General features: G+C 59.9%; 20 protein-coding genes. 18 read left to right on the top strand and 2 right to left on the bottom strand.

The genetic code is table 11. The annotated features are described in order from the left end of the window. The first annotated feature begins 9 nt into the window (after positions 1-9). Genes PSH97_RS20705 through PSH97_RS20690 form a run of 4 tightly spaced genes read left to right on the top strand, consistent with a single transcriptional unit; the run spans position 10 to position 4,371 of the window. Positions 10-480, top strand: a complete 471-nt coding sequence (locus PSH97_RS20705; protein ID WP_305446501.1) for a (2Fe-2S)-binding protein — start codon at positions 10-12, stop codon at positions 478-480. Continuing rightward, positions 477-2,798 carry a xanthine dehydrogenase family protein molybdopterin-binding subunit gene (locus PSH97_RS20700; protein ID WP_305446500.1) on the top strand — a complete coding sequence of 774 codons (2,322 nt, stop codon included), beginning with the start codon at positions 477-479 and terminating at the stop codon, positions 2,796-2,798. Before PSH97_RS20705 ends, PSH97_RS20700 begins: the two co-directional genes overlap by 4 nt. Next, positions 2,798-3,781 (top strand): XdhC family protein, encoded by a 984-nt coding sequence (locus PSH97_RS20695; RefSeq protein ID WP_305446499.1) that lies wholly within the window; start codon positions 2,798-2,800, stop codon positions 3,779-3,781. The genes PSH97_RS20700 and PSH97_RS20695 overlap by 1 nt, the downstream gene beginning before the upstream one ends. Beyond that, positions 3,778-4,371, top strand: a complete 594-nt coding sequence (locus PSH97_RS20690; RefSeq protein WP_305446498.1) for a nucleotidyltransferase family protein — start codon at positions 3,778-3,780, stop codon at positions 4,369-4,371. The genes PSH97_RS20695 and PSH97_RS20690 overlap by 4 nt, the downstream gene beginning before the upstream one ends. 177 nt (positions 4,372-4,548) lie before the next feature. Here the strand turns inward: PSH97_RS20690 and rne are convergent, their stop codons facing one another. Then, complete coding sequence (rne, locus tag PSH97_RS20685) at positions 4,549-7,749, bottom strand: ribonuclease E (RefSeq protein ID WP_305446497.1); 3,201 nt, start codon at positions 7,747-7,749, stop codon at positions 4,549-4,551. Positions 7,750-8,449: 700 nt separating this feature from the next. On the opposite strand from rne, the gene rluC reads away from it, so the two are divergent. The 3 genes from rluC to sppA are packed head-to-tail and all read left to right on the top strand — an operon-like array spanning position 8,450 to position 11,077. Continuing rightward, positions 8,450-9,412: a 23S rRNA pseudouridine(955/2504/2580) synthase RluC gene (rluC, locus tag PSH97_RS20680; protein WP_305446496.1), complete on the top strand. Its 963-nt coding sequence runs from the start codon at positions 8,450-8,452 to the stop codon at positions 9,410-9,412. Further along, positions 9,399-10,061 carry an HAD-IA family hydrolase gene (locus PSH97_RS20675; RefSeq protein WP_305446495.1) on the top strand — a complete coding sequence of 221 codons (663 nt, stop codon included), beginning with the start codon at positions 9,399-9,401 and terminating at the stop codon, positions 10,059-10,061. The genes rluC and PSH97_RS20675 overlap by 14 nt, the downstream gene beginning before the upstream one ends. A 26-nt stretch (positions 10,062-10,087) precedes the next feature. Continuing rightward, a complete protein-coding gene (gene sppA, locus PSH97_RS20670) occupies positions 10,088-11,077 on the top strand; it encodes a signal peptide peptidase SppA (protein ID WP_305446494.1) in 990 nt (329 codons plus the stop codon). 77 nt (positions 11,078-11,154) lie between these two features. Here the strand turns inward: sppA and PSH97_RS20665 are convergent, their stop codons facing one another. After that, complete coding sequence (locus PSH97_RS20665) at positions 11,155-11,733, bottom strand: Maf family protein (protein WP_305446493.1); 579 nt, start codon at positions 11,731-11,733, stop codon at positions 11,155-11,157. A 104-nt stretch (positions 11,734-11,837) separates the two neighbouring features. Here PSH97_RS20665 and PSH97_RS20660 point away from each other — a divergent pair, with 104 nt between their 5' ends. The 11 genes from PSH97_RS20660 to PSH97_RS20610 all read left to right on the top strand — a co-directional run bounded on the left by PSH97_RS20660 (position 11,838) and on the right by PSH97_RS20610 (position 20,843). Beyond that, positions 11,838-12,365, top strand: coding sequence for a YceD family protein (locus tag PSH97_RS20660; RefSeq protein ID WP_305446492.1), 528 nt, complete (start codon positions 11,838-11,840; stop codon positions 12,363-12,365). 13 nt (positions 12,366-12,378) lie between these two features. Next, the gene (rpmF, locus tag PSH97_RS20655) at positions 12,379-12,561 is read left to right on the top strand and encodes a 50S ribosomal protein L32 (RefSeq protein ID WP_003179396.1); all 183 of its coding nucleotides are present in this window, start codon (positions 12,379-12,381) and stop codon (positions 12,559-12,561) included. 3 nt (positions 12,562-12,564) lie between these two features. Next, positions 12,565-13,575, top strand: a complete 1,011-nt coding sequence (gene plsX, locus PSH97_RS20650; RefSeq protein ID WP_407682159.1) for a phosphate acyltransferase PlsX — start codon at positions 12,565-12,567, stop codon at positions 13,573-13,575. Positions 13,576-13,700: 125 nt separating this feature from the next. Then, positions 13,701-14,639: an ACP S-malonyltransferase gene (gene fabD, locus PSH97_RS20645; RefSeq protein WP_305446491.1), complete on the top strand. Its 939-nt coding sequence runs from the start codon at positions 13,701-13,703 to the stop codon at positions 14,637-14,639. Positions 14,640-14,654: 15 nt separating this feature from the next. After that, positions 14,655-15,398, top strand: a complete 744-nt coding sequence (fabG, locus tag PSH97_RS20640) for a 3-oxoacyl-ACP reductase FabG (protein WP_201113817.1) — start codon at positions 14,655-14,657, stop codon at positions 15,396-15,398. Between the two features lie 191 nt (positions 15,399-15,589). Next, on the top strand, positions 15,590-15,826 hold the full coding sequence (gene acpP / locus PSH97_RS20635) for an acyl carrier protein (protein WP_003175607.1): 237 nt from the start codon (positions 15,590-15,592) through the stop codon (positions 15,824-15,826). Positions 15,827-15,934: 108 nt separating this feature from the next. Next, positions 15,935-17,179: a beta-ketoacyl-ACP synthase II gene (fabF, locus tag PSH97_RS20630; RefSeq protein ID WP_007942005.1), complete on the top strand. Its 1,245-nt coding sequence runs from the start codon at positions 15,935-15,937 to the stop codon at positions 17,177-17,179. Next, complete coding sequence (gene pabC / locus PSH97_RS20625) at positions 17,179-17,994, top strand: aminodeoxychorismate lyase (RefSeq protein ID WP_305446490.1); 816 nt, start codon at positions 17,179-17,181, stop codon at positions 17,992-17,994. The genes fabF and pabC overlap by 1 nt, the downstream gene beginning before the upstream one ends. A 3-nt stretch (positions 17,995-17,997) precedes the next feature. Further along, the gene (gene mltG / locus PSH97_RS20620; RefSeq protein ID WP_305446489.1) at positions 17,998-19,212 is read left to right on the top strand and encodes an endolytic transglycosylase MltG; all 1,215 of its coding nucleotides are present in this window, start codon (positions 17,998-18,000) and stop codon (positions 19,210-19,212) included. 19 nt (positions 19,213-19,231) lie between these two features. Further along, positions 19,232-19,864, top strand: a complete 633-nt coding sequence (gene tmk, locus PSH97_RS20615; protein ID WP_305446488.1) for a dTMP kinase — start codon at positions 19,232-19,234, stop codon at positions 19,862-19,864. Continuing rightward, complete coding sequence (locus PSH97_RS20610; protein ID WP_305446487.1) at positions 19,857-20,843, top strand: DNA polymerase III subunit delta'; 987 nt, start codon at positions 19,857-19,859, stop codon at positions 20,841-20,843. Before tmk ends, PSH97_RS20610 begins: the two co-directional genes overlap by 8 nt. Positions 20,844-20,869: the final 26 nt, after the last annotated feature.

Below are 20,869 nucleotides of genomic sequence, written 5' to 3'. Positions count from 1 at the left end.
GGCGTGCCCATGATTACCCTGAAACTCAATGGACAAGATCATCAACTCGATGTCACCGAGGACATGCCGCTGCTCTGGGCGATCCGTGACGTGGCTGGTTACAACGGCACCAAATTTGGCTGCGGCATGGGCCTGTGTGGTGCCTGTACCATTCATATCGACGGCGCGCCTGCGCGCAGTTGCATCACGCCGATCGGCTCGGTAGTCGGCCAGAACGTCACCACCATCGACAACCTGCACGCCGACCCGGTCGGCAAAGTTGTCCAGCAAGCCTGGCTCGACAGCGCCGTGGCTCAGTGCGGTTACTGTCAGGGCGGGCAGATCATGTCGGCCACGGCGTTGTTGAAAACCAATCCGAACCCCAGCGACGAGCAGATTGAAGAGGCGATGGTCGGCAACATTTGCCGTTGTGGCACCTACAACCGGATCAAGACCGCCATCCGCCAGGCATCCACTCACCTGAAGGGGGCCAAGGCATGAGCCAGTTACCGAATGACTTTGCGCTGAGCAACCTCAGCCGCCGTGGTTTCCTCAAAGGCGTGGGCGCCACCAGTGCGCTGGTGCTGGCGGCAAGCTGGGGCTGGCAGGATGCGCTCGCTGCCGAAAAAGACAAAAAGTTCGGCGCCGACGGCATGCCTAACGGCTGGGTCGATGATCCTAAGGTTTACGTCAGCATCGCCGCCGACGGCAGCGTGACCGTGGTCTGCAACCGCTCGGAAATGGGCCAGGGCGTGCGCACCAGCCTGACCATGGTAGTGGCCGATGAATTGGAGGCCGACTGGGCGCTGGTCAAAGTGCAACAGGCACCGGGCGACGAAGTGCGTTTCGGCAATCAGGACACCGATGGTTCGCGCAGCATGCGTCACTGGTACGAGCCGATGCGCCGTTGCGGTGCTGCCGCGCGGACCATGCTTGAGCAAGCCGCTGCCGCGCAGTGGAAAGTGCCGGTCAGCGAGTGCCATGCGCAACTGCATAAAGTCATTCACCAACCGACCGGTCGTGAACTGGGCTACGGCGCGTTGGCCGCTGCTGCCGGTGCACTGGCGGTGCCGGCCCGCGACAGCCTGCGGCTCAAGCAACCATCGGAATTCCGTTACATCGGCAAGGAAGGCACCAAGGCCATCGACGGTGCGGACATCGTCAATGGTCGCGCGGTCTACGGCGCCGATGTGCATTTCGATGGCATGCTTTTCGCCACCATCGCGCGTCCAGCGGTTTACGGCGGCAAGGTTAAATCCTTCGATGCCACCGCCGCGATGAAAGTCCCGGGCGTAATCAAGGTTCTGCAAGTCGAAAGCCGTCCATTGCCGTCCGAATTTCAGCCTCTGGGCGGCGTGGCCGTGGTGGCCAGCAATACCTGGGCGGCGATCAAGGGCCGCGAAGCGCTGAAAATCGAATGGGATGACGGCCCCAACGCCAGTTACGACTCGATCGCCTACCGCAAGGAAATTGAAGCCGCGTCCCTCAAGCCCGGCAAAGTGGTGCGCAATACCGGCAGCATCGACCAGGCCATGAGCAGCGCCGACAGCACCCTCGAAGCCTCTTACTACCTGCCGCACCTGGCACAATCGCCCATGGAGCCGATGGTCGCCATTGCCCGTTTCAAAGACGGCGTGTGCGAAGCCTGGGCCCCAAGCCAGGCGCCGCAAGTCACCCGTGAACGGATCGGCGAGCGCCTCGGCATCCCATTCGATAACGTCACGTTCAACGTCACCTTGCTCGGCGGCGGTTTCGGGCGCAAATCCAAGCCGGACTTCGTCGTTGAAGCGGCGATCCTGGCCAAGGAGTTCCCGGGCAAGGCGGTGCGGGTGCAATGGACCCGTGAAGACGACATTCACAATTCCTATTTCCACACCGTGTCGGCCGAATACCTGAAGGCCAGCCTGAACAAGGACGGCTTGCCGTCCGGCTGGCTGCACCGCACGGTGGCGCCGAGCATCACCGCGCTGTTCGCGCCGGGCATGAACCATGAGGCCGCTTTCGAGCTGGGCATGGGCTTTACCAACATGGCTTACGCGATCCCCAGCGTGCGCCTGGAAAACCCTGAAGCGACGGTCCATACCCGGGTCGGCTGGTATCGCTCGGTATCGAACATTCCCCATGGCTTTGCGATTCAGAGCTTTGTCGATGAACTGGCCCATAAGGCCGGTCAGGATCCGCTCAAGTACCAGATCAAGCTGCTCGGCCCTGACCGTCAGATCGATCCGCGCACCTTGAGTGAAGAGTGGAACTACGGCGAATCTCCCGAGCGCTATCCGATCGATACCGCACGGATGCGCACCGTTCTGGAAACCGCCGCCAAAGCCGCCGGTTGGGGGCGTGAGTTGCCCAAGGGCCGTGGCCTGGGTCTGGCGTTGCATTACAGTTTTGTCACTTATGTGGCGGCGGTGATCGAGGTAGAAGTCAAAGACGATGGCACGTTGATTGTGCACAAGGCCGATATCGCCGTGGATTGCGGTCCGCAGATCAATCCCGAGCGTATTCGCTCCCAGTTCGAAGGCGCCTGCGTCATGGGCCTGGGCAACGCGGTACTGGGAGAAATCAGCTTCAAGGACGGCAAGGTTCAGCAGGACAATTTCCACATGTATGAAGTGGCGCGCATGTCGCTAGCACCAAAGGAAGTCGCCGTGCACCTGGTCACGTCACCGGGCGATGTGCCGTTGGGCGGGGTCGGTGAGCCGGGCGTGCCACCGATTGCACCAGCGCTGTGCAACGCGATCTTTGCCGCCACCGGCAAACGCATCCGTAACCTGCCGGTACGCTATCAATTGCAAGGCTGGCAGAAGGCGCAAGCCTGATGGACAGCGTCGATCTGAACGTCCTGCGCAGCGTGCTGGAATGGCGCCGCGCCGGTCAGCGGGTGATGTTGTACAGCGTGGTCCAGACCTGGGGCACCGCGCCCCGGGCACCTGGCGCCATGCTGGCCTTGCGTGAAGACGGCGTGGTGATTGGCTCGGTGTCCGGTGGCTGCGTCGAGGATGACCTGATTGCCCGGCTGCACGATGGCCGTATCCCGGCCGATGGGCCGCCGGTGCAATTGATTACCTATGGCGTCACTCGTGAGGAGGCTGCACGGTTTGGTTTGCCGTGCGGCGGCACGTTGCGCCTGACCGAGGAGCGCGTCGGCGATCCGGCGTGGGTCGCCGAGTTGCTGACGCGCTGCGAGGCCCATGAAATCGTTGCGCGTGAGCTGAATCTGGCGACCGGTGAAGTGGTTTTACAGGCCGCGAGCAAGACTGATGCACTGGTGTTTGACGGGCAGACCTTGCGCGCCATTTATGGTCCGCGCTGGCGGCTGTTGCTGATCGGCGCCGGCCAACTGTCGCGCTACGTTGCCGAGATGGCGCGGCTGCTGGATTTCGAAGTGCTGATCTGCGATCCGCGCACCGAGTTTGTCTACGGCTGGGAGGAGCAACACGGTCGCTTCGTCCCGGGCATGCCCGATGAAGCGGTGCTGACCATCCAGACCGACGAACGCACCGCCATCGTCGCCCTGACCCACGATCCGCGCCTGGATGACATGGCGCTGCTTACTGCGCTGGACTCCAAGGCGTTTTATGTCGGTGCGCTGGGTTCGCAGGTCAACAGCCAGAAGCGCCGGGACAACCTGGCTCAGCTAGGCTTGTCACAACAGGCCATCGAGCGCTTGCACGGCCCGATCGGTTTGCACATCGGCAGCCATACACCGGCGGAAATCGCCTTGTCGCTGCTGGCCGAAATTGTGGCGATCAAGAACGGCGTCGCGCTGAAACAGAAGAAGCCGTTGCAGGAGGGCGTATGAGCGACTCCATTGGCGTTATCGTTCTGGCCGCCGGGCAGGGCAGTCGGTTTCGACAGGTGGCGGGTGACGATAAGGACAAGCTGCTGGTGGACTGCACCGGTCGTGACGGCGTCACTGTGCATTCGATGATCGAGCAGGTGCTGGTGAATCTGCCGGCCGCGCTTGAGAAACGCGTGCTGGTGACCACAGCGGATCGCCCGCAAGTCATTCGCATGGCTCAGGCCTATGGTTGCGAGATTGTGCGGATCGAATCGACCGGTCTGGGCGACAGCATTGCGGCAGGTGTGGCGGCATGTTCGCAGCTCGGTGGCTGGCTGATCGTGCTGGGGGATATGCCGTTTATCTTGCCGTCCAGCATTGAACAGGTCGTCGCGAATATTGCCGATGATGCCATCAGCGTGCCGGTGCATGAGGGGCAGTATGGGCATCCGGTGGGGTTCGGGCGAAGCTTCGGTCCGGGATTAATGGCGTTGTCCGGTGATCAAGGCGCCAAGTCGCTGTTCGCGCAAGCGAGAGTGGTCGAAGTGGCGGTAGAGGATCCCGGGGTGTTGTGGGATGTGGATGTTCCCGAGAAATTGACCTTCCCGTAATGATCGTTCCCACGCTCTGCGTGGGAACGGAGCCCGGGACGCTCCGCGTTCCCAAGCGGACGCAGAGCGTCCATTGAGGCATTCCCACGCAGAGCGTGGGAACGATCAACACAAAGACAAGGACATAAAAAAGCCCCGCCTGGATCACCAGGCGGGGCTTTTTAGTGGCCGATGGAATCAGGCGAGGGGTTTAGGCTCGTGCTCTTTTTCCAGGGCTTGCTCGTGTTGCTCTACCGCTTCCTGAACGGAGCGCGGTGCTTCGTCGATCGCGGATTCAACCGGTTCGGCAGCGACTTCAGCTGCCGGGGCAGGGGCTGCCTCGACGACTTCAGCAACAACCGGTGCTGGCTCGGCAGCGGCCGGAGCAGCAGTGGCAGCCAGTTCGGCTTCCTTCTGCAGACGCTCGGCTTCACGCTTGCGACGACGTACTTCACGCGGGTCGTTCGGCGCACGGCCACTTGGGGTCAGAGCGCTGACTGGAGCGGCTTCAACCACCGGTGCAGCCTCTTCGGCAACAACTGGCGCTTCAACAACCGCTGGGGCAGGCTCGGCGGCGGCAACCACTGGCTCGGAGACCATGGCTTCAGCAACCGGGGCTTCAGCGACTGGCGCAGGAGCTTCGGCAGCTACGGGTGGCTCGGCAACCCAGTTGAACGTGGTTTGCTCTTCGCGAACTTCACGTACCGGTTCAGCCACTGGCGCTTCAACCACAGGCTCAGCGGAAGCAGCAGGCTCGGCAGCAATGGACGGTTCAGCGGCAGCTTCAACTTCAGGCTGTGCTTCACGAACCGGTGCCACTTCGATTTCCGGAGCAGCGGTGACTTCTACCGGCGTGGTCGCTTCAACGACTGGCGCTTCAACCGGAGCGGTTTCCTGCGTGGCGGCAGTGGCGCGTTCGGCTTGCTCGTTGGCTTGTGCTTCGGCAGGTGCGCTGATCACGGAGCTGGCAACAGCTGCGGTAACAGCCAGGCCGGCGGCCAGATCGGCAGTGCTTGGCGTTTCGGCGTTTTCAGCCGATTCGGATTCTTCCGAACCTTCGATCACATTGCCGTTGGCATCGCGTTGACGCTCACGACGGTTGCTGCGACGACGCTGGCCACGGGAGCGGCGGCGTGGACGATCGCCTTCGGCGACTTCCTGACCGTCTTCCTGCAGTTGCTCTTCGTTGGTGGTCAACTCTTCTTCGGCAACGGCGGCAGCGGCTTGCTCTACGCGTGGCTGACGTTCTTCACGCGGTGGGCGTGGAGCGCGTTCTTCACGTGGCGGACGGGCTGGACGCTCTTCAGCGTTGGCAGCGGCGGCCGGAGCGGCATCCAGAGGCTCGCGCAATTCACGAACCGGGCGTTCTTCACGCTCGCCACGTGGCTTGCGATCTTCACGCGGGGCGCGCGGTGCTCGTTCTTCACGAGGGGCACGTGGGGCGCGCTCTTCGCGCGGAGCGCGTTCCTGGGCGACTGCCGGAGCTTCTTCGCGGGCTTCACGGGGCTCACGTGGTGCGCGTTCTTCACGCGGTGCACGTTCCTCACGAGGCTTGCGCTCTTCATCGCGGCGACCGTTACGATTGCGGCTCTGCTGACGGCCGTTGCGACGCTCTTCGTTGCGGGCAGGGCGTTCGGTGGCAGGCTTTTCAACCACAACCGGCGCAGCAGGCTCTTCCTTGGTGGCGAACAGGCTGACCAGCGACTTCACCAAGCCTTTGAACAGGCTTGGCTCTGGCGCTACGGCGGCTGGTGCAGGCATTGGAGCAGCGGCGACTTCGGTCGGAACCGGAGCGTTGGCGCGGGCCGGAGCCGTTTTGACCGCGGCTTCCTGGCGAACCAGGGTGCGGGTCGCGGCGGCTGGCTGGACTTCTTCGACTTCGGCAGCGGCAGCAGCGATTTCGTAGCTGGACTGGTTGATGCTGGCTTCCGGGCTGTCATCGCGCAGACGCTGAACTTCGAAGTGCGGCGTTTCGAGGTGATCGTTCGGCAGAATGACGATGCGGGCACGGGTGCGCAGTTCGATCTTGGTGATCGAGTTGCGTTTTTCGTTGAGCAGGAACGCTGCAACCGGAATTGGCACTTGTGCGCGAACTTCGGCGGTGCGGTCTTTCAGGGCTTCTTCTTCAATCAGACGCAGGATTGCCAGCGACAGCGATTCAACGTCGCGGATGATGCCGGTGCCGTTGCAACGCGGGCAGACGATGCCACTGCTTTCGCCCAGGGATGGACGCAGGCGCTGACGGGACATTTCCAGCAGGCCGAAGCGCGAGATGCGACCGACTTGCACGCGAGCGCGGTCGGCTTCCAGGCATTCGCGGACTTTCTCTTCCACGGCGCGCTGGTTCTTGGCAGGGGTCATGTCGATGAAGTCGATGACGATCAGGCCGCCGATGTCGCGCAAGCGCAACTGACGGGCGATTTCTTCGGCGGCTTCAAGGTTGGTCTGCAGAGCGGTTTCTTCGATGTCGCTGCCTTTGGTGGCGCGCGCCGAGTTGATGTCGATGGACACCAGGGCTTCGGTCGGATCGATAACGATGGAGCCGCCGGAAGGCAATTCGACAACACGCTGGAAGGCGGTTTCGATCTGGCTTTCGATCTGGAAACGGTTGAACAGTGGAACGCTGTCTTCGTATAGCTTGATCTTGCTGGCGTACTGCGGCATCACCTGGCGAATGAAGGTCAGGGCTTCGTCCTGGGCTTCAACGCTGTCGATCAGCACTTCGCCGATGTCCTGGCGCAGATAATCGCGGATGGCGCGGATGATCACGTTGCTTTCCTGATAGATCAGGAACGGCGCGGAACGATCCAGCGAAGCTTCTTTGATGGCGGTCCACAGTTGCAGCAGGTAATCGAGATCCCACTGCATTTCTTCGCTGCTGCGGCCGAGGCCGGCAGTCCGAACGATCAGACCCATGTCGGCCGGGGCAACCAGACCGTTCAGGGCTTCACGCAGTTCGTTGCGCTCTTCACCTTCAATGCGACGGGAGATACCGCCGGCACGCGGGTTGTTCGGCATCAGCACCAGGTAACGACCGGCCAGGCTGATGAAAGTGGTCAGGGCAGCGCCCTTGTTGCCACGTTCTTCTTTTTCGACCTGAACGATGACTTCCTGGCCTTCGCTCAGGACGTCCTTGATGTTGACGCGGCCTTCGGGGGCTTTCTTGAAGTATTCGCGGGAGATTTCTTTGAGGGGCAGGAAGCCGTGGCGCTCAGAGCCGAAATCGACAAAGGCAGCCTCAAGGCTTGGTTCGATGCGAGTAATCCGGCCTTTATAGATGTTGGCCTTCTTCTGCTCGCGTGCACCGGATTCGATGTCCAGGTCGTAGAGGCGTTGGCCATCTACCAGTGCAACACGCAACTCTTCGGGTTGAGTTGCGTTAATCAGCATTCTTTTCATGTAGTACCGTCGGTTTCCGGGCTGCCGGAAACGGCGTTCGGCACACACGACTTCTCACGGTCGGTGTCAGGTGCGTCAGGAGTGGTTGGCCACTCCAGTGTCTAGCGAACCCCGGCCAATTGGGCCGGTGTCGCGACGTACGCGTCCTGCTTGCTGTGGCTACTTAAGCACTCAGTCAGGAGGAGGAATCAACCGGCGGCTGTGGACGAGATGAAGCGTCTTGATAAAGCCTATTGCTACACAGTCCAGCGGTTGTGCATCTCCACCCTACACGTATCCCTGATAATTCGGGTGCTGCCGCGCGCAGAATCCGCAGCGGGTTGGCATTTACCGTGAGCTCCGAAAGGGGAGGTCACGCATCATGGCTAATTTAGGCGGTGTTTCCGAAGCGTTCGCTCGGGGTCGTTCGCAGCTGACTGCACTTTGTGAACTGGCCGTGAATATTTGCTCGGAAGGCGAGTGAAAACTCTGCTTTGCGGCATGATTCAGGCCTTATGTCACCTGCGCTCGTTACAACTGCAAACTCTGCCGTTACGTAGCGAAAGCCCCGTAGGACGGCCTCTCGTCCTCGTGAATTGCGTTGGTCAGGGCCGGTTTTTGACCGTTAGTCCGCTGTCCAGGCCACTTTTGGCGGCGTTCGCGACTATAGCAGCAATGATTAAGTGCTTCAATTCCATAAAAAATTGTTATCATCCGCGCCATGACGACTACTGCCCCTTCGACCCCAGCCGTACAACTGCTGGAGGTCTCGCCGGAATATGCCGGCCAACGTATTGATAACTTCCTTCTCGCTCGGCTCAAAGGCGTGCCCAAGACCTTGATTTACCGCATTTTGCGCAAGGGCGAAGTGCGGGTGAACAAAGGTCGGATCAAGCCCGAATACAAGCTGCAGGCGGGCGATATCGTGCGCGTGCCGCCGGTTCGCGTGCCTGAGCGCGACGAGCCTGTGCCGCTGGCTCAGGGGCTGTTGCAGCGGCTCGAGGCCTCGATTGTCTACGAAGACAAGGCGCTGATCGTGGTCAACAAGCCTTGCGGTATTGCGGTGCATGGAGGCAGTGGCTTGACCTACGGCGTGATTGAAGCCTTTCGTCAGTTGCGTCCGGATTGCAAGGAACTCGAACTGGTTCATCGTCTCGATCGTGATACCTCCGGCCTGCTGATGATTGCCAAAAAGCGCAGCATGTTGCGCCACTTGCACACGGCGTTACGCGGCGATGGCGTCGATAAGCGCTATATGGCGCTGGTCCGCGGCAACTGGGCTGCCTCGATCAAGCAAGTCCGTGCGCCGCTGGGCAAGAGCAATCTGCGGTCCGGCGAGCGCATGGTTGAGGTGGACGAGGAGGAGGGCAAGGAGTCTGTGACCGTGTTCAAGGTCCTGCGTCGTTTTGGCGACTTCGCGACCCTGATCGAAGCCAAGCCGATTACGGGTCGCACTCACCAGATTCGCGTCCATACTCTGCATGCCGGACATTGCATTGCGGGTGATACCAAGTACGGCGATGAGGGGTTCAGCAAAGAGATTCGTGATCTCGGCGGCAAGCGTCTGTTTCTGCACGCCTACATGCTGACTGTGCCGCTGCCTGATGGTGGCGAGCTCAAGTTGCAGGCGCCGGTCGACGAGATGTGGGCCAAAACCGTGGAGCGCTTGAGTGCACCCTACTGATTACAAGCTGCTGATTTTCGATTGGGACGGCACGCTCGCTGACTCCATTGGTCGGATTGTCGAGGCGATGCATGTCGCGTCCGAGCGGTCCGGTTTTCAGTTGCGTGATGATTTTGCCGTCAAAGGCATTATCGGTCTGGGCTTGCCGGAAGCGATTCGCACCCTGTATCCCGAGATTGGCGACACCGAGCTGATAGCATTCCGTCAGCACTATGCGGATCACTACATTGCGGCGGAGGCCGAGCCTTCCCCGCTGTTTGAGGGTGTTATCGAGTCTCTCGAAGCGTTTCGTGTCGAGGGGTATCATCTGGCAGTAGCGACCGGCAAAGCTCGTCGTGGGCTGGATAGGGTGCTGAAGTCTCACGGTTGGGAAGATTATTTCGATATCACCCGTGCTGCCGACGAAACCGCCAGCAAGCCCCATCCGTTGATGCTTGAGCAGATTCTCGCCCATTGCGAGGTTCGTCCGGAGCAAGCGCTGATGGTTGGCGATTCGTCGTTCGACCTGCAGATGGCGCGCAACGCGGGCATGGATTCGGTGGCGGTCAGCTATGGCGCTCAATCGATCGACGCCTTGAAGCTATTTGAGCCGAGACTGGCCATTGATCGTTTTTCAGAGTTGCACGCCTGGCTGAGTCAGCGGGTTTAATTGGTTTTTCTGCTGGGGTACATGGCATGACCGACGAATGGAAAGCGCCCGCCAAGGCGAGTGCGGAAAGCGGTGACGAGAAAAGCTGGAAGCTTCTGGAAAAAACCCTGCTGGCTGGTGTGCAGGAACAGCGCCGGTCCCGTCGCTGGGGGATATTCTTCAAGTCGCTGACTTTTTTATACCTGATTGGCGCGTTGATTCTGTTATCGCCGTTGATAAGCATGGAGAAAGGCGCAAGCCTAGGCTCTGGCTACACGGCGCTGATCGATGTAACGGGCATGATTGCCGACAAAGAGCCGGCCAGTGCCGACAATATCGTCGGCAGCCTGCGTGCAGCCTTCGAGGACAAGAAGGTCAAGGGTGTGGTTCTGCGAATCAATAGCCCTGGCGGCAGTCCGGTGCAGTCGGGTTATGTCTACGACGAGATCCGTCGTTTGCGCGGCCTGCATCCGGATACCAAGGTTTATGCGGTGATCTCGGATCTGGGCGCTTCCGGTGCCTATTACATCGCTAGTGCTGCGGATCAGATCTACGCCGACAAGGCGAGCCTGGTGGGTTCCATCGGTGTGACGGCGGCCGGTTACGGTTTTGTCGGGACCATGGAGAAGTTGGGTGTGGAGCGTCGTACCTATACCTCCGGCGAGCACAAATCGTTCCTCGATCCGTTCCAGCCGCAGAAACCCGCGGAAACCCAGTTCTGGCAGAGCGTGCTCGATACTACTCATCAGCAGTTCATCAGCAGCGTCAAGAAGGGCCGGGGTGATCGCCTGAAGGACAAAGAGCATCCGGAGCTGTTCTCCGGGCTGGTCTGGTCGGGTGAGCAAGCGCTGTCGCTGGGCTTGATCGATGGTCTGGGCAATGCCAGTTCGGTTGCGCGCGATGTGATTGGCGAGAAAGAGTTGGTGGATTTCACTGTTGAGGAATCGCCGTTCGATCGCTTCTCGAAAAAGCTCGGCGCCAGCGTGGCTGAGCATTTGGCGATGTGGATGGGCTTTCAAGGGCCGTCGTTGCGCTGATCGTCTGGCTGCATAAGAAAACCGGCCTGCGTGGCCGGTTTTTTTGTGCGAGCGCGGTCTCTGTGCAGAGGTGCGGTTCAGGGTATCTGTACGTTTTCAGCCAGCAGCATATCGATCAGGCGAATCAACGGCAGGCCGATCAGGCTGGTGGCGTCAGGGCCTTCGGTGCTTTGAAACAGGCTCACCCCCAAACCTTCGGCCTTGAAGCTGCCAGCGCAGTCGTAGGGCTGTTCGGCGCGCAGGTAGCGTTCGATGCGCGCTGCGTCGAGTGTGCGCATGTGTACGGTAAAGGGCACGCAATCGACCTGGCAGTGGCCGGTTTGGCTATTGAGCAGTGCCAAGCCGGTCAGGAAGGTCACGCTCGCACCGCTGGATGCCAGCAGTTGTTCACGGGCCTTTTCGAAGGTGTGAGGTTTGCCGATAATCCGCTCGCCGAGTACCGCGACCTGATCTGAGCCGATGATCAGATGGGCTGGATGACTGCCTGCAAGCGCACGGGCTTTTTCTTCGGCGAGGCGCTTTACCAGTTCGGCGGCTGACTCGTCTGGACGATGGCTTTCATCAATATCCGGCGAGCTGCAGGTGAACGGCAGCTGCAAGCGGGCCAGTAATTCCCGGCGATAGGCCGAGCTTGAAGCGAGTAATAAAGGCAGCATGCGGATCTCCAAAGGGCAGGGGCGAATTCTAGCGCAGGCTCAAGTGACGGACAGGGCTGAATTTCCTTTGACATGGCTGGGGGCATCCCTATAATGCTGCGCCTATGTTGAATGACCCGATTCCACCTCACGTTGACCCGCGCAAATTGGCTGACCGTGGCACCACCCTTCAAGGTGAACTGCTGCTGGCCGATTTGGAGAGACTCTGCGACCCGCTTTCCGATACTGTCGGTACGGTGCAGGCCAAATTCGTTTTTGAACGAGATGAACGTAAATCTGTGGTAATTCACAGCTTTATCGACACCGAAGTCAAAATGGTTTGCCAGCGTTGTCTTGAGCTGGTCACCCTGCCGATCCATAGCGAATGCAGTTATGCTGTGGTGAAGGAGGGTGCGAATACCCAGTCGTTGCCGAAAGGTTATGACGTGCTGGAACTGGGCGAAGATCCTTTGGATCTGCAGTCACTGATCGAGGAGGAGCTTTTGCTCGCCTTGCCCATTGTGCCTGCTCATCATCCGGAAGAATGCCAGCAGCCGGCGGGTCTCGATGAGCCCGGACCGAGCGAGGACGAGGTAACGCGGTCCAACCCGTTCAGTGTATTGGCGCAGTTAAAGCGTGACCCAAACGTTTAGGAGTTAATCAATTATGGCTGTTCAGCAGAACAAAAAATCCCGCTCTGCCCGTGACATGCGTCGTTCGCACGACGCTCTCGAGGCTAGCACCCTGTCTGTAGAAAAAACCACCGGTGAAGTTCACCTGCGTCACCACGTATCGCCAGAAGGCGTATACCGTGGTCGTAAAGTGATCGACAAGGGCGCTGACGAGTAATCCTTGTCCGCTCAAGTCATCGCGATTGACGCAATGGGCGGGGACTTCGGTCCCCGCAGCATTGTTCAGGCCAGTCTTGCTTGTCTGTCTGCTACACCCTCGCTACACCTGACCCTCGTCGGTCAACCCTCCCTTCTTGAAGAATTGATTGCCAGCCATTCGGCGGTGGATCGCGCGCGTCTGTCGATTACGCCGGCGTCGGAAGTCATCACCATGGACGAAAAGCCTGCTCAAGCCTTGCGTGGCAAGCCCGACTCGTCGATGCGCGTGGCGCTCGAGTTGCTGCGAGACGGTAAGGTTCAGGCCTGTGTCAGTGCCGGCAATACCGGTGCGCTGATGGCATTGTCGCGGTTTGTGCTCAAGACCTTGCCGGGCATCGATCGGCCGGCAATGATCGCGGCCATTCCGACGCAGAAGGGCTACTGTCAGTTGCTCGACCTAGGCGCCAACGTCGATTGCAGCGCCGAGCAGTTGTTGCAGTTTGCCGTGATGGGCTCGGTGGCGGCAGAAACCCTGGGCATCGTTCGTCCAAGAGTTGCATTGCTGAACATCGGCACCGAAGACATCAAGGGCAATCAGCAGGTCAAGCTGGCGGCCACTTTGTTGCAAGGGGCTCGTGGCATCAACTACATCGGGTTTGTCGAAGGTGACGGCTTGTACCGTGGCGAGGCGGATGTGGTGGTGTGTGACGGTTTTGTCGGTAATATCCTGCTCAAGTCCAGCGAAGGCCTGGCGACCATGATTGCCGGGCGCATTGAGGCGTTATTCAAGAAAAATTTCGCGTCGAAAGTGGTGGGCGCTCTGGCGTTGCCGCTGATGAAACGCTTGCAGTCTGAGCTGGCGCCGGCACGACATAACGGCGCAAGTTTCCTCGGTTTGCAGGGAATTGTCGTGAAAAGCCACGGTTCGGCGGGGGTGCAGGGTTTTCAGAGTGCGATTCAACGCGCGTTGATCGAGATCCAGGAAAACTTGCCTGAACGGCTTCATGGACGCCTGGAAGATTTGTTGCCTTAGGCGTTTTCGTCGGACAATGCTTAAATGTGACCGCTCAGTTCAATGGGCCATCCAACTGTGAGTTTCTTGCGTTCCACAAACGGGACGTCATTTCTCCGACGACAAGATCATTAGGGGCTTGTTACATGTCTGCTTCCCTCGCATTCGTCTTTCCAGGACAGGGTTCGCAGTCCCTCGGCATGCTGGCCGAGTTGGGCGCGCAACATCCAGTGGTCCTCGAAACATTCAAAGAAGCTTCCGATGCTCTGGGCTACGACCTCTGGGCACTGACCCAGCAAGGGCCGGAAGAACAACTCAATCAAACCGATAAAACCCAGCCGGCCATTCTGACCGCCTCGATCGCCTTGTGGCGCCTGTGGCTGGCTGAAGGTGGTGCGCGTCCGGCGTACGTTGCCGGTCACAGTCTGGGCGAATACAGCGCCCTGGTGGCTGCAGGCAGTCTGAGCCTGGGCGACGCAGTGAAGCTGGTAGAGCGTCGCGGTCAGTTGATGCAAGAAGCCGTTCCAGCCGGGCAGGGTGGCATGGCTGCAATCCTGGGTCTGGAAGACGCCGACGTACTGGCAGCCTGTGCCGAAGCGGCGCAAGGCGAAGTGGTGAGCGCGGTCAACTTCAACTCCCCGGGCCAGGTAGTGATCGCTGGCGCGAAGGCTGCGGTCGAGCGCGCCATCGAAGGTTGCAAGGCGCGTGGCGCCAAGCGCGCGATGCCATTGCCGGTCAGCGTGCCATCCCACTGCGAATTGATGCGCCCGGCCGCCGAGCGGTTCGCCGAATCGATCGCCGCGATCGACTGGCAGGCGCCGCAGATCCCTGTGGTACAGAACGTCAGCGCTAGCGTGCCGGCGGATCTGGAAACCCTCAAGCGCGATCTGCTTGAACAGCTCTACAAGCCTGTGCGCTGGGTCGAGTCGGTCCAGGCGCTGGCTGCCAAGGGCGCGACCGAACTGGTCGAATGCGGCCCTGGTAAAGTACTCGCCGGTTTGAACAAGCGTTGCGCCGAAGGCGTGTCGACCTCTAACCTCAATACCCCAGACGCTTTCGCTGCCGCCCGCGCAGCGCTGGCTTAACAAGGAGAAGCTTGCATGAGTCTGCAAGGTAAAGTTGCACTGGTTACCGGTGCCAGTCGTGGTATCGGCCAGGCTATCGCTCTGGAGTTGGGTCGTCAGGGTGCCATCGTTATCGGCACCGCGACTTCCGCTTCGGGGGCCGAGCGTATCGCTGCGACCCTGAAAGAAAATGGTATTCAGGGCACTGGCCTGGAACTCAACGTCACCAGCGATGAGTCCGTAGCGACCGTGCTGGCGAGCATTCAGGAGCAATTCGGTGCGCCGGCGATCCTGGTCAATAATGCCGGTATCACCCGCGATAACCTGATGATGCGCATGAAAGATGACGAATGGCATGACGTCGTCGATACCAATCTGAACAGTCTGTTCCGCCTGTCCAAGGGTGTTTTGCGCGGCATGACCAAAGCCCGTTGGGGACGAATTATCAGTATTGGCTCGGTTGTGGGTGCCATGGGCAACGCAGGCCAAGTAAACTACGCTGCCGCCAAGGCCGGTCTGGAAGGTTTCAGCCGTGCACTGGCGCGTGAAGTCGGTTCGCGTTCGATTACGGTAAACTCGGTGGCCCCTGGGTTCATCGACACCGATATGACCCGTGAACTGCCCGAGGCGCAGCGTGAAGCCTTGCAGACGCAGATTCCGCTGGGTCGTCTGGGGCAAGCTCAAGAGATCGCGTCTGTGGTCGCTTTTCTTGCATCTGACGGTGCGGCTTACGTTACTGGGGCTACAATCCCGGTGAACGGCGGGATGTACATGAGTTAAATGTGACGGATTGCTTCAAAAAAATGTCATACGAGCTGTCTAAAATCCGTTATAAAGCTGCAATCTATTTATAGACAGAGGGTCGCCGGGTTTGAGGAGTGAAGCTTTCAGTTGAAAAACTGAAAAGTCTTTCTATACACTTACCCACCGGCCAGCTGCCTGAATTTGTCCATTAGGAGTGAAAACAAGGTATGAGCACCATCGAAGAGCGCGTCAAGAAAATCGTTGCTGAGCAACTGGGCGTTAAAGAAGAAGAAGTGGTCAACACTGCTTCCTTCGTTGAAGACCTGGGTGCCGACTCCCTTGACACCGTTGAGCTGGTGATGGCTCTGGAAGAGGAATTCGAGACCGAAATCCCTGACGAAGAAGCTGAGAAGATCACTACTGTACAAGCAGCAATCGACTACGTTACCAGCCACCAGGCGTAATAGTTTTTAGTCGTCGCTCGCTGTCATGGAAAAACCGCACTGCCATCACGGCGTGCGGTTTTTTCTTTAGGCCTGATGCAAAGTCGTCATTTGAAAAAGGAGAGTGCTGTGTCGCGTAGACGCGTCGTAGTCACCGGTATGGGTATGTTGTCGCCACTGGGCACGGATGTGCCGAGCAGCTGGCAGGGCATTCTGGCTGGCCGCAGTGGCATTGGTCTGATCGAACACACCGACCTTTCTGCCTATTCCACCCGTTTCGGCGGTTCGGTAAAGGGCTTCAATGTCGAGGAATACCTGTCGGTCAAGGAAGCTCGCAAACTCGACCTGTTCATTCAATACGGTCTGGCTGCAGGTTTTCAAGCTGTGCGTAACGCAGGTCTTGAGGTCACCGATGCCAACCGCGAGCGTATCGGCGTGGCCATGGGGTCGGGTATTGGCGGTCTGACCAATATCGAAGACACCAGCCGCACGCTGCATGATTCCGGCCCACGACGGATTTCTCCGTTTTTCGTGCCTGGCTCGATCATCAATATGATTTCCGGTTTCCTGTCCATCCACTTGGGCGCACAGGGACCGAACTACGCCATCGCCACGGCGTGTACCACCGGTACGCACTGCATCGGCATGGCGGCACGCAACATCATGTACGACGAAGCCGACGTCATGATCGCCGGTGGTGCCGAGATGGCCGCGTGTGGTCTGGGCATGGGCGGCTTCGGTGCCTCCCGCGCACTATCGACCCGCAACGACGAGCCGACCCGTGCCAGCCGTCCATGGGACAAGGGCCGTGATGGCTTCGTGCTGTCCGACGGCGCCGGCGCACTGGTGCTCGAAGAACTGGAGCACGCCAAGGCCCGTGGCGCGACCATCTACGCCGAGCTGATCGGTTTCGGCACCAGTGGCGATGCTTATCACATGACCTCGCCACCGGCCGATGGCGCGGGGGCTGCGCGTTGCATCACCAATGCCTTGCGCGATGCGAAGATCAATGGCGATCAGGTCCAGTACATCAACGCCCACGGCACGTCGACCTCGGCGGGCGACCTCGCCGAAGCCTGTGCGATCAAATCCGTGTTCGGCGATCACGCCTACAAGTTGGCGGTCAGTTCGACCAAATCCATGACCGGTCACCTGTTGGGTGCGGCGGGCGCGGTCGAGGCGATTTTCAGCGTATTGGCAATCAACAGCCAGGTGGCACCGCCGACCATCAACCTCGATGAGCCGGACGAAGGTTGCGACCTCGACTTCGTACCCCACACCGCGCGTGGCATGGATATCGACGTCGTGCTGTCCAACTCCTTCGGATTTGGCGGTACCAATGGCTCGCTGGTGTTCCGCCGGTTCGCTGACTGATGGACAGCTGGGTCGACGGTCAACCGGCTGACGCTTTGTCGCTGAAGGATCGCGGCCTGGCTTACGGTGATGGTCTGTTCGAGACCATCGCGGTCAAGGGCGGGCAGCCGCTGCTGCTGGATCGACATTTGTCGCGTCTGGCCGAGGGTTGTTCGCGCCTGGCGATTGCCGCCGATCATCAACTGATCCGCGCGGAGCTGCTGGCCTATTCCGCCGCGCTGGGCGAGGGCGTGCTCAAACTCATCCTCACCCGCGGCGACAGCCTGCGCGGTTATGCCGCCGATCCCTCGGCTCAGGCTCGACGTATTCTGCAAGGCAATCCTCCTGCGGCTTATCCGGCTGTTCATGCGGAGCAAGGCGTTCGGCTGTTCCCTTGTGCGACACGGCTTTCCAAACAACCATTGCTCGCCGGTCTCAAGCATTTGAATCGTCTGGAGCAGGTCATCGCCCGTTCCGAATGGCAGGACACCGAGCATGCCGAAGGCTTGATGCTGGATCAGGTCGGGCGGGTGATCGAGGGCGTGTTCAGCAATCTGTTCCTGGTGCGCGATGGCGTGCTGGTGACCGCCAATCTCAAACGCTGTGGCGTGGCGGGTGTGATGCGTGCCGAATTATTGTTTCAAGCCAAGTCATTGGGAATTCCCACACAAGTCACCGATATCACTCTCGAGCAGCTGCAATGGGCTGACGAGGTCTTTGTCTGCAACAGCGTGTATGGCATTTGGCCGGTGCGCGCCTATGCCGCACTGAGCTGGCCGGTTGGGCCGCTCACCCGTAAACTCCAAACCATTGCTCGTGCGCTACTGGATGCTTGATTCGTGAGACGTAAATTCTTGCTGCTGCTGGAAACCGGATTGGTTCTGGCGGGGCTGTTGGCGGGCGCTTGCGCCTGGAAAATCGATTCGGCGCTGGAACAGCCGCTGAACATCGCCCAGGAAGAGCTGCTGGAGGTGCCCAAAGGCACTACGCCAAACCGCACTTTCCTTCGACTTGAAGCTGATGGCGTCATCAAGGACGCTTTCTGGCTGCGCGTGTATTGGCGCTTCAATCTGGCAGGACAACCGCTGCACAGCGGCGAATACCGCATGGTGCCTGGTATGACAGTCAACGGGCTGATCGACCTGTGGAAGCGCGGAGAAATGGTGCAATACAGCCTGACGCTGGTTGAAGGCTGGAATTTCCATCAGGTTCGCGCAGCCCTGGCCAAGGACGAAAAACTCGAGCAGACCCTCAACGGTCTGAGCGACAGCGAAGTGATGGACAAGCTCGGGCACAGCGGGATTTTTCCGGAAGGACGATTCTTTCCCGACACGTATCGTTTCGTGCGTGGCATGACCGACGCCGATTTGCTCAAGAAAGCTTACGATCGCCTCGACGAGGTCCTCGCCAAGGAGTGGAACCAGCGCGCTGCCGACGTCCCCTACACTGAGCCCTATCAGGCTCTGATCATGGCCTCGCTGGTGGAAAAGGAAACCGGAGTGCCGCAGGAGCGTCGGCAGATTGCCGGTGTGTTCGTGCGGCGCATGGAGATGGGCATGCTGTTGCAGACCGATCCGACTGTGATCTATGGTCTGGGGGATCGTTACAACGGCAAGTTGACCCGCGCCCATCTCAAGGAACCTACGCCCTATAACACTTATCTGATCCCCGGCCTGCCGCCGACGCCGATTGCGATGGTCGGCCGCGAAGCGATCCATGCGGCGTTGAATCCGGCGGACGGCAACAGCCTGTATTTTGTCGCGCGCGGCGATGGCAGCCACGTGTTCTCCGATGATCTGGACGCCCACAATAATGCGGTGCGCGAATTCCAGATCAACCGACGTGCCGATTACCGCTCCAGCCCTGCGCCGACTGTTACGCCGCCGACGGAGGATACCCAGGCTCCGATCCCGGCGGCTTCGCCCAATACGGCGCCCGAAGACCTGCCACCAGTAGCGCCGCAAGATTCCGTGCAAGACCCCGTGGAAGACCCCGCACAAGAACCTGCGCCGGCACCCGAGGCGGATGCCCCCGCGCCGCAAAGCCCGCAATGACTCTGACTAAGGACTGCCTGTGACTGGCTTGTTTATTACCCTGGAAGGCCCGGAAGGTGCCGGCAAGAGCACCAATCGCGAATACCTGGCCGAGCGCCTGCGCGCTGCCGGGATCGAAGTGGTGTTGACCCGGGAGCCCGGCGGCACACCTCTGGCCGAACGGATCCGTGATGTGCTGTTGGCGCCAGTCGATGAGGTCATGAACCCCGACACCGAGCTGCTGTTGGTGTTCGCCGCGCGAGCCCAGCATCTGGCCGAGGTGATCCGTCCGGCGCTGGCCCGTGGCGCGGTGGTCCTGTGCGATCGCTTTACCGATTCGACCTACGCTTATCAGGGCGGTGGTCGTGGTTTGTCACTGGAGCGCATCGCGACCCTCGAAACATTCGTCCAGGGCGATCTGCGCCCGGACTTGACGCTGATTTTCGATCTGCCGGTAGAAGTAGGGTTGGCCCGCGCCAGCGCCCGCGGTCGGCTGGATCGCTTCGAGCTCGAAGGCCGAGGTTTTTTTGATGCGGTGCGCACTGCCTTCCTCGAGCGCGCCAAAGCGGATCCTGCGCGTTATGTCCTGGTGGATGCCGCTCAGCCGCTGGCGCAGGTTCAGCAGTCTCTGGATGCGTTGCTGCCACGTCTGCTGGAGTTGACCCGTGGCTGAAGCCTATCCGTGGCAGGACAGTCTCTGGCAGCAATTGGCCGGTCGTGCCCAGCACGCTCACGCCTATTTGTTGCATGGCCCGGCCGGGATCGGCAAGCGTGCGCTGGCTGAGCGTTTGATGGCCAGTTTGTTGTGCCAGCGCCCCACCGCCCAGGACGCGTGCGGTGAGTGCAAATCCTGCCTGCTGCTGAAGGCCGGTAGCCACCCCGATAACTACATCCTGGAACCGGAAGAGGCGGACAAGGCGATCAAGGTCGATCAGGTCCGTGATCTGGTCAGCTTCGTGGTTCAGACCTCGCAGATGGGTGGTCGCAAAGTGGTGCTGATCGAGCCGGTCGAGTCGATGAATATCAACGCCGCCAACGCCTTGCTCAAAAGCCTTGAAGAGCCGTCCGGCGATACCGTATTGCTGTTGGTCAGCCACCAGACCAGCCGTCTGCTGCCGACCATCAAGAGCCGTTGCGTGCAGCAGGCCTGTCCGTTGCCAAGCGAAGCCATGAGCCTGGCCTGGCTGGCCAGCGCATTGCCGGACTGTTCCGAAGAAGAGCGCATTGAACTGCTGACCCTCGCCGCCGGTTCGCCATTGGCCGCGGTCAAATTGCAGGCTCAGGGCGTACGCGAGCAACGAGCGCTGGTGGTTGAAGGCGTAAAGAAACTGCTCAAGCAGCAGCAATCGCCGACGCAACTGGCCGAAGAGTGGAAAGCCATTCCCATGTTGCTGCTGTTCGACTGGTTCTGCGACTGGTCGAGCCTGATCCTGCGTTATCAGTTGACTCAGGATGAAGCAGGGCTGGGCCTGGCAGACATGCGCAAGGTGATTCAATACCTGGCGCAGAAATCCGCACAGGACAAAGTCCTGAATATCCAGGACTGGATCCTCGCCCAGCGGCAGAAAGTGATGAGCAAAGCCAACCTCAATCCTGCGTTGTTGCTGGAGGCGCTGTTGGTGCAATGGGTATCCTTGCCTACCCAGAAGTGACTGTCTGAGCCTAGACTCTGATCATC

The organism is Pseudomonas cucumis, from assembly GCF_030687935.1.
GTDB classification, from domain to species: Bacteria; Pseudomonadota; Gammaproteobacteria; order Pseudomonadales; family Pseudomonadaceae; genus Aquipseudomonas; species Aquipseudomonas cucumis.
The sequence above is the reverse complement of the archived record's forward strand: the minus strand, read 5'-3'. Positions and strand labels throughout refer to the sequence as shown.